Origin of the sequence: Micromonospora sp. ALFpr18c (assembly GCF_008868155.1) — a bacterium.
In the GTDB taxonomy this organism is placed as follows: Bacteria; Actinomycetota; Actinomycetes; order Mycobacteriales; family Micromonosporaceae; genus Micromonospora.
Map to the genome: position 1 here is coordinate 46,125 of NZ_WBKR01000015.1, position 8,727 is coordinate 54,851.

Annotated in this window: 8 protein-coding genes; 2 read left to right on the forward strand and 6 right to left on the reverse strand. The window is 69.7% G+C overall.

All coding sequences use genetic code 11. The features are described 5' to 3' along the window. Nucleotides 1-8: 8 nt before the first annotated feature. Both F8271_RS05380 and F8271_RS05385 read right to left on the reverse strand, forming a co-directional pair. Entirely contained in the window at nt 9-1,340 is a 1,332-nt protein-coding gene (locus F8271_RS05380) for an ABC transporter substrate-binding protein (protein ID WP_225854175.1), read from the reverse strand. Nucleotides 1,341-1,543: 203 nt separating this feature from the next. Further along, nucleotides 1,544-2,242 (reverse strand): DUF1684 domain-containing protein, encoded by a 699-nt coding sequence (locus F8271_RS05385; protein ID WP_151488536.1) that lies wholly within the window; start codon nt 2,240-2,242, stop codon nt 1,544-1,546. A 593-nt stretch (nt 2,243-2,835) separates the two neighbouring features. Here F8271_RS05385 and F8271_RS05390 point away from each other — a divergent pair. Next, nucleotides 2,836-3,804, forward strand: coding sequence for a Gfo/Idh/MocA family protein (locus F8271_RS05390; RefSeq protein WP_151488537.1), 969 nt, complete (start codon nt 2,836-2,838; stop codon nt 3,802-3,804). A gap of 45 nt (nt 3,805-3,849) precedes the next feature. On the opposite strand, the gene F8271_RS05395 is transcribed toward F8271_RS05390, so the two are convergent. The 4 genes from F8271_RS05395 to F8271_RS05410 form a co-directional block, all read right to left on the reverse strand. Beyond that, nucleotides 3,850-4,857, reverse strand: a complete 1,008-nt coding sequence (locus tag F8271_RS05395) for an inorganic phosphate transporter (protein WP_151488538.1) — start codon at nt 4,855-4,857, stop codon at nt 3,850-3,852. A gap of 4 nt (nt 4,858-4,861) precedes the next feature. Continuing rightward, nucleotides 4,862-5,488, reverse strand: a complete 627-nt coding sequence (locus tag F8271_RS05400; RefSeq protein ID WP_151488539.1) for a DUF47 domain-containing protein — start codon at nt 5,486-5,488, stop codon at nt 4,862-4,864. A gap of 128 nt (nt 5,489-5,616) precedes the next feature. Further along, nucleotides 5,617-6,558, reverse strand: coding sequence for a PPK2 family polyphosphate kinase (locus tag F8271_RS05405; protein ID WP_151488540.1), 942 nt, complete (start codon nt 6,556-6,558; stop codon nt 5,617-5,619). A 153-nt stretch (nt 6,559-6,711) separates the two neighbouring features. Further along, complete coding sequence (locus tag F8271_RS05410) at nt 6,712-7,218, reverse strand: DUF402 domain-containing protein (RefSeq protein ID WP_151488541.1); 507 nt, start codon at nt 7,216-7,218, stop codon at nt 6,712-6,714. A gap of 100 nt (nt 7,219-7,318) precedes the next feature. Between F8271_RS05410 and F8271_RS05415 the strand changes: the two genes are divergently transcribed. Beyond that, nucleotides 7,319-8,727: ATP-dependent DNA helicase (locus F8271_RS05415; RefSeq protein ID WP_192580149.1), on the forward strand; the 1,409-nt coding region annotated here is incomplete at its 3' end.

Sequence of the window (8,727 nt, forward strand, 5' to 3'; positions counted from 1 at the left end):
GCCGCCGGTCAGCCTTCCCGCTTGGTGATGCCGTAGACGTAGAACTGTGAGTTCAGCCCGTTGACGGGATATCCCGACACGCGCGTGGAGGCGACCACGATCTGCGGGTAGAGGTAGAGCCAGACGCTGGCCGCGTCCTGCGCGAGCTGCCGGTTCGCCTGCTTGAGCAGGGCCGTCTGTTCGTCCGCCGTGGCGGCCTGCTCGGCCTGCCTCACCCACCGCGTCACCTGCGGGCTGTCGTAGCCCCAGTAGAAGTCGGGGTTGCCGTACCAGACCACGTCGCGGTCGTTGACGTGCTCCTGCAAGGTGGCCACGAAATCATGCTTCTGGAACACCTTCGTGTACCACTCATCAGCGCTGATCACCTTAATGGTGACCGTGATGCCAACCTTCGCCAGCTCTGACTTGAGGAACGTGGCCACGATCGGGTGCGGGTCGTAGTTCGGCGTGTCGAGCGTGAACGAGAAACCGCCGCCGTGTCCCGCCTCCGCGAGCAGCCGCTTGGCCAGGTCGATGTCGTAGGGGTTGGCGTTGGTGAGGTCCTCGTACCAGGGGTCCGACGGCGGCACCATCGACCCGATCAGCTTGCCATGCGGGCCCCAGATCGATTCGAGCAGCTTCTTGCGGTCGATGGCCGAGTAGACCGCCTTGCGCACCTTGACGTTGTCGAACGGAGCCACCCGGTCGTTGAAGGCCAGCAGCAGCTTGGTCGTCGAGGCGCCATCGTTCACCCGATACGCCGGGTTGGCGGTGAACTGGTCCAGCGCGTCCGGGCTCTGCTCGCTGGTAATGATGTCGATCTGGTCGGTCAGCAGCGCGTTGTTGAGCGCACTGGCATCGGTGAAATAGTGGAACACCACATCCTTGTTCGACGCCTTCGTCCCCCAGTACCCGTCGAAGCGGCTGAGGCTCAACGTCGCGCCGCGCTGCCAGGACGCGAGCCGGTACGGGCCGGTGCCGTCCGCCGTGGTGGTCGGGCTCTGGTTCCCCGCGTTGACGATCCAGACGTAGCTCAGGTTGTAGACGAAGGAGATGGAGCGAGTCTTCAGGGTCACCACGAGCGTGCTGTCGCCCGGCGCGGTGATGCCGCCGATCGGGCCGAAGCTGCTCTTTCGAGCTGACTTCGAGTCGGGCGCGATGACCTTCTCCAGGCTGTACTTGGCGTCCGCCGCCGTCAGCGGCTTGCCCGAATGGAACGTGACGCCGGAGCGCAACGTGAACGTGTAGGTGAGCCCGTCGCCGCTGACGGAGTAGTCGCTCACCAGCAGGTTCTCGACCTTGCCGTCGTCGGTGAGCCGAAACAAGCCCTCGTAGACGTTGCCGTTCAGGGCCTCGGTCACGCCCTGTCCGCCGCCACCGGTGTTGTCCAGGTTCTGGGGCTCGTACAGCGAGCCGACGTCGATGGTCGCGTCGGCGCCGGATGCCGTCGACGGGCCGTCATCCGGGGCGCACGCGGCCAGGCCGAGGCCGAACGCGACGGCGACGACGGCGGTCAGAATCTTCCTCACGGGGATGTGCTCCTTGACGTTGGTGCTGGGCTCAGTCATTCGACGGTGAAGCCGTCGCGGAATACGGGCACGCGCTCGCCGGCCTCGATGGCAAAGGGGAAGCGGTTCTCCGGCGGCGGCAGCGGGCAGTTGAAGTGAGCCGAGAAACCGCAGGGTGGGGTGCGGGCCCGGTTGAAGTCGAGGACGGTGTGGCCGGAGTCGGACGGCCAGGGCACCGTGAGGAAGCGGCCACCGCCGTACGTCTGACGGCCGTTGGTACGGTCGCCGAAGACGAGCAGCAAGGAGCCCTCGTCGTCGAACGCGTGGACGGTGAACGCGGTACCCGCGACGGTCACCTCGATGTGTCCGGGTACCGGTAGGTCCCGCGTGCCGCCGTTATCCCGGCGATGGGCGAACGCGACGTGGTGCTCCGGCCCGGCCGGCACGAAGCTCGCCGGCAGCACCCATGCCGGGTCGTACGGGTACGGATCGGTGCTCACAAAGTGCGCGACGGCGTCCGACCGGGAGTTCCAGCGGCGGATGCCGTTGCGGGTCTCTCCGGTGAGGGGATCGAACCGGCGGATCACCGTCGTGAGGACGCCGTCCCGCTCCTGCTCCGGTGCCGGTTCCTCGTCGTCGGCGAGCCAACGTGTCTCGACGAGGGCGAGGTTGCCGCTCGGTGCCGTCAGCGCCTCTTCACGGGCTCGGTGCCAGGCCGTCCACTCGTTTCGCGCCGCGTCTGTCTGGGAGGACATTACAAGCTTTCCGGTAGGTTTGATAGAGAATTGGCGCGATGCTCCGCATCCACCCGGGGTGTCGGTTTCGAGCCGCGTCACGGCCTAAGAGGTACGTACCCCATCAAATGCCACACTGCGCCCAGCGGCGCTCGCCGATCCCGGCCACGTGACGGCCCCTCGACGAGAGGCGGAAACTGTCTCAGCGGGCAGGTGTGTCGCCCGGACAGGCCGTGCTGACAGCACGGCCGAAGTCAATGTGCCGGCGCATGCGCAGCATGACGGCGCCTTCGTCGGTTCGCACGCCGTCACCTCCCAGCAGCCAGGCCTTACAGTCCTCGGAAGTCTAGGCACGGTCGTGGCAGGTCGACAAGCGAGCACCAGGGAGACGCTGATCATGTCGGCGCCCGGCCGCGTCGCGGGTTGCGACAGCCTGAGCAGGACAGTTGCCGCAAGCGGGTAAGGTGCGCGTCTCTGCGGAGGCGCAGCGGTTTGCCTCACGTTGCGTGGCGGGGGAGGCTTCAGTTCTGTTCTCACGGGCGCGGGACTGTCGGACCTAGCCGGCGGCCCGTAGTTGAAGGGGCAACATGGCTCAAGGAAGTAGCACCGTAGGCATGACTCGTTGGGGCATCCTGGCCACCGGCCACATCGCCAGCCGTTTCGCCGAAGACCTCCGGCTGGTGCCGGACGCCGAACTCGTCGCGGTCGGCTCCCGCGCCGCCGACAGCGCGCAGCGGTTCGCCGACACGTACGGGGCGAAGCGCGCGTACGGCTCCTGGGTGGAGCTGGCGGCCGATCCGGAGGTCGACGTCATCTACGTGGCCACGCCGCACGCCGCGCACCACGAGGCGGCGATGACCTGCCTGACCGCCGGGCGCGCGGTGCTGTTGGAGAAGCCGTTCACCCTCGACGTGGCCACCAGCACGGAGTTGGTCGACACGGCGCGCGCCGCCGGGGTCTTCCTGATGGAGGCCATGTGGATGCGGACCAACCCGCTGATCCTCCGGGCGACCGAGCTGATCGCCGAGGGTGCCATCGGCACGGTGAGCAGCGTGCGGGCCGACTTCGGGGTGGCCGGGCCGTTCTCGCCGGACCACCGGATGCGCAACCCGAAGCTGGGCGGGGGTGCGCTGCTCGACCTGGGGATCTACCCGATCAGCCTGGCCCACCTGCTGCTCGGGGTGCCGCAGCACATCCGGTCCTGGGCGCAGCTCGGCCCGGAGGGGACGGACGAGAACACCGGCATCCTGTTCGGCTACGACACCGGAGCGTTGGCCGCGTTGAGCTGCGGCATGGTCGGTGCGACCGAGTTGTCCGCCTCGATCACCGGCAGCACGGGGCGGATCGACCTGCCGGAGCCGTTCTTCCGGCCGGGGTCGCTGACCCTGCACCGGGCGGGCGCCGAGCCGGAGACGATCGTCGCGGAGGAGGCCGGCAACGGCTACCAGTACGAGACGATCGAGGTGCAGCGTTGCCTGGCGGCCGGGCTGACCGAGAGCCCGCTGGTGCCGCACGCCACGACCCTTGAGGTGATGGCCCTGCTGGACGCGGTGCGGGAGCAGATCGGTGTGCGGTACGAGTGACCGAAAAGGGCCCTTCTGCGAAGAGGGGCCCGTTCTGCGTGACGGTCAGCCGAAGAGCGGTCGGACCAGCAGGTAGGTGACGCAGGCGATCAGCGCGGCGGCCGGGAACGTGATGATCCAGGCGAGCACGATGTTGCCGGCGACGTTCCAGCGGACCGCGGAGAGCCGCTTGGTCGCGCCCACACCCATGATCGCCGAGGTGATCGTGTGGGTGGTGGAGATCGGCGCCTTGAGCACCAGGGCGTTGAAGTAGAGCACCGCACTGGCGACCGTCTCGGCGGCGAAGCCCTCCGGCGGCCCGAGGTCGATGATCTTGCGACCGAGGGTACGGATGATCCGCCAACCACCGGCGTACGTGCCGAGGGCCAGCATCGTCGCCGACGTCCAGAACACCCAGCCCGGGATGTGCGTCTTGCTCTCCTGGAAACCGCCGGTGTAGAGCGCCAGCACCACGATGCCCATGGTCTTGGCGGCGTCCTGCATGCCGTGCCCGAGCGACATGGCGGCCGCCGAGGCGGTCTGTGCCCAGCGGAAGCCCCGGTTGAGCTTGCCCGGCTGCCCCTTCCGGAACAGCCACAGGATGGCCAGCATCAGCAGGTAGCCGAGGGTCAGGCCGACGATCGGCGAGAGCACCATCGGCAGCAGCACCTTCTCACCGATGTTGCCCCACTGCACGATGCCGCCGGTGGACAACAGGGTCGCGCCGACCAGGCCGCCGAAGAGCGCGTGCGAGGACGACGACGGCAGGCCGAAGTACCAGGTGATGAGGTTCCAGGCGATCGCGCCGAGCACCCCGGCGAAGACCACACCGAGGCTGCTCACACCGGTGGGGAGGGTGACCAGGCCGTCGCCGACGGTCTTGGCGACCCCGGCGCCGAAGTGGGCGCCGATGAAGTTGCCGACCGCCGCGAGGCCCAGCGCGATCCGGGGGGTCAGCGCCCGGGTGGAGACGCTTGTCGCGATCGCGTTGGCGGCGTCGTGGAAGCCGTTGGTGTAGTCGAACGCCAGGGCAACCGCGATCACCGCCAGGACGGCGATGAGTTCAGGAGACACCGGCTCAGGACTCCTTGACCGCGATGGTCTCGACTGTGTTGGCCACGTGCTCGAAGGCGTCGCAGGCGGCCTCCAGCTCGTCGGCGACCTCCTTCATCTTCAGCACCGTCAACGCGTCGTACTCACCGGAGAAGAGTCGGACGAGCAGCTGCCGGTTGATCCGGTCGCCCTCGTTCTCCAGCCGGTTGCACTCGATCCAGTAGTCCTCGAGATCCTTCATCGACTGCAGGCGGGGCATCGCGTCGGCGGTCAGCTTGGCCTGCTGGTCGAGCACGTTGACCATCTCGTGCAGCTCGCGGGGCAGCGCCGGAAGCTCGGTCAGGCCGTACAGGTAGAGCAGGTCGCCGACCGCTTCCAGGTGGTCCATCACGTCGTCGAGCAGCGAGCCGAGCCGGTAGATGTCCTCCCGGTCGAACGGGGTGATGAAGGTAGAGTTGATCTTCTTGTACAGCTCGTGCGTGATCTGGTCGCTGTCGTGCTCGACCTCGGTCAGCCGCTCGCTGACCGACTGCACGTCGACGCCGGGCAGGGCCAGCTCGTTCAGCAGTTCGGTGCCCCGGACCAGGTTCTGCGCGGCCCTGGTGAAGAGCTCGTAGAAGGCGCCCTCGGTGGGGCGGAAGGAAAACTTCACAGCACAGACCTCGTCGCGTCGGTGGAAGGGTGGCGGCACCCGTCGGGCGTCCGCCCGGTGAATGCTAGGAAACGGCAGAACCGCGAATTCGTCGGCCCACCCCTGGCCAGGCCGCATTCACCGATCGTTCACCTACTGTTCACCTCGGGCGTCCCATCCGCCCCCACTCCCCCAGCACGCAGCCGCTCCCGCTCGTGCGCCACATCGAAATCGGCAGGCGGATACCCCAGATCAAGCGTGTCGAACGTCTCCCGCAGCAGGTGGGCCACCGCCCAGTCCCGGTACCACTTGCGGTCCGCCGGCACCACGAACCAGGGCGCCGCGTCCGTGCCGCACCGGCTCAGAGCCTCGGCGTACGCGGCCTGGTAGTCGTCCCAGCGAGCCCGGGCGTCGACATCCGAGGGGTTGTACTTCCAGTGCTTACGCGGGTCGGTGAGCCGCTCCAGCAGGCGCTCGCCCTGCTCGGCGTACGAGATGTGCAGCATCACCTTGACCAGGGTCACCCCACCCTCGGTCAGCTCCCGCTCGAAAGAGTTGATCTCGTCGTAGCGGGCCCGCCAGGTGGCCTCGGGCACCAGCGAGCCGACCCGGGCGATCAACACGTCCTCGTAGTGCGAGCGGTTGAACATCCCGACGTACCCCGGTGGGGGCAGCTCCCGGCGGATCCGCCACAGGAAATCGTGCCGCAGCTCCTGCGGAGTCGGCGGGCCGAACGAACGGATGTGCAGACCCAGCGGGTTCATCGCGCCGGCCACCCGCTTGATCGTGCCGTCCTTACCGCCACAGTCCATCGCCTGGAGCACCAGCAGCACCCGGTGCGCCGGCCGCTCCGAGCCGGCCTTGGCCATCGCGAAGAGCATCTCCTGCTGACGACCCAACTCGCCACCGACCAGTTCCACCTGCGCACGGGCCCAGACCTTGCGGCGCTCCCCGTTCACCTCGGCCTTCGGCAGGCCGGGCGTGGACCGGGGGTCGATCGCCGCGAGATCCACCGGTGCGGTGACCCGGAGCAGCTCCCCGACTCCGCCGCCGGCCGGTGCCACGATCCCCGCTTCCTGCAGTGCGCTCATGCACGGATCATCGCCCACCCGTCGGTCATCCGCCCGCCGAGAGCCCCCGGACCGGGACGACCAGGGCTGCCGGCCCCCGGACTTGCCAGGAAGATGGACACCGGCAGGGCGACGGCGACGGGTGGCCGCCGCGCTGGTGAGCCGGGCGCCGGCTCAGACCACCAGCGCCAGCCACTTCCGGTACGACGTGGCGAACGGCTCGGTGCCGTCACCGAGCGCGCCGTACAGCCACCGGGCCGCCGCCTCGGCCTCGTCCACCACGTCCTGCGGGTAGCCGAAGCGGGCCCGGTGCTCGGCGAACTCGTCCTCGTCGAGCAGCTCGACGAGACCGGTGGCCCGGCGTCGGACCACATCCAGGTCCAGGTCGATGAGGTGGACGGTGTCGTCGGACTCCCAGCGGGCCGGGGTGGTGATGTCGCAGTAGACCTCGCTGGTCCGTGGCGGCGGGTTGAACATCCCCGTCCACCAGGCGTTGTGCGGCACCAGCAGGACGAACGGGATCTTCTCCACCGAGGGGCGGCCGTGGTAGACCGACTCGGTGCCGAACGGGACGCCGAGCCAGACGCCGAGGTCGTCCTCGGCGAGACGGCGGGCCGGGTAGTCACGGTGGGCGCTGCCGTCGTACTTGCGATAGACCACTCGGACCACGTCGCTCGGCATGATTCGCACCCTAACCGATACTGCCCACGCGTCGTAGTGCGGCCGTAACCGGACGGCGTCGGCCAGGGAGGCCGGCGGGTGCCTCCGCGCCACGCGGCGGATGGGCGCGGCCCGTGTCGGCGGCGGCGGGTACCGTCGCACGGTGACTCCGCCCCGCACCGCCACCGGTTCCGCCACCCCGTCGGCCCGTGCCAAGGGCCGGCGGCGGGGTGACCGACCCAGCGGCACGGAGCTGCTGGCGGCGGCGGTCGGCGCGGTGCCCGGCGGCGCGGAACGCCCCGGTCAGCTGCAGATGACCACGGCGATCGAGGAGTGCGTGGCCGGCGGCGAGCATCTGCTCGTGCAGGCGGGCACCGGCACCGGCAAGTCGCTGGCCTACCTCGCGCCGGCGCTCACCGTGGACGGCCCGGTGGTGGTGTCCACGGCCACCCTGGCGTTGCAGTCGCAGCTGGTCGACCACGACCTGCCCCGGCTCGCCGACGCGGTCGAGCCGGTGCTCGGCCGCCGGCCCACCTTCGCGGTGCTCAAGGGACGCCACCACTACCTGTGCCTGGCCCGGTTGGACAACTCCACCGAGGAGGAACCGGAGGACACCCTCTTCGACGCCCCGGCCGCGCGCCCCGGCGGCGGGACGAAGTGGCTCGGCGAGGCGGGTCGGCTGGGAAAGCAGATCGAACGGGTACGCGACTGGGCCGAGAAGACCGCCACCGGCGACCGCGACGAACTGGACCCGGGCGTCGACGACCAGGCCTGGCGGCTGGTGTCGATGCCGGCCCGGGAGTGCGTCGGCGCGACCCGCTGCCCGTTCGGGCAGGAGTGCTTCGCCGAGGCGTCGCGGGCCCGTGCCCGCGAGGCCGACATCGTGGTGACCAACCACAGCCTGCTCGCGGTCGACATGCTCGCCGGCCGGCACATCGTGCCGCCGCACAAGCTGCTCATCGTGGACGAGGCGCACGAGCTGGCCGACCGGGTCTCCTCGGCGGCCCAGGCGGAACTGGTGCCGGAGCTGATCGACCGGACCACCCGGCGGGCCCGTACGCTGCTGCGGCCGGAGACCGCCGAGGCGCTCACGGCCGCCGGCGACGCCCTCGCGGTCGGCCTGGCCGAGGCGCCGGCCGGGCGGATAACGGCGGGGTTGCCGACACCCCTGCGGGAGGCGTGCACGCTGCTCGACGCGGCGACCCGCTCCGCCCTGGACGCCATCGGCGACGTGAAGGCCGACGACCCCGACCCGGTCCGCAAGCAGCAGGCCAAGGCCGCCCTGGACGAGCTCTCCACCACCGCCCAGCGGTTGCTGGAGGAGGCCGACCACGACGTGGCCTGGGTGGAGAAGAACGACAGCGGCAGCCGCCGGGCGCTGGTGGTCGCGCCGCTGTCGGTGGCCGGCACCCTCGCCACCCACCTGTACGACGAACGCACCGTCGTCGCCACCTCGGCGACCCTGGCGCTCGGTGGACGGTTCGACACGGTCGCTCGCGCCCTCGGCCTGGACGCGCCACCGCCCGCCCC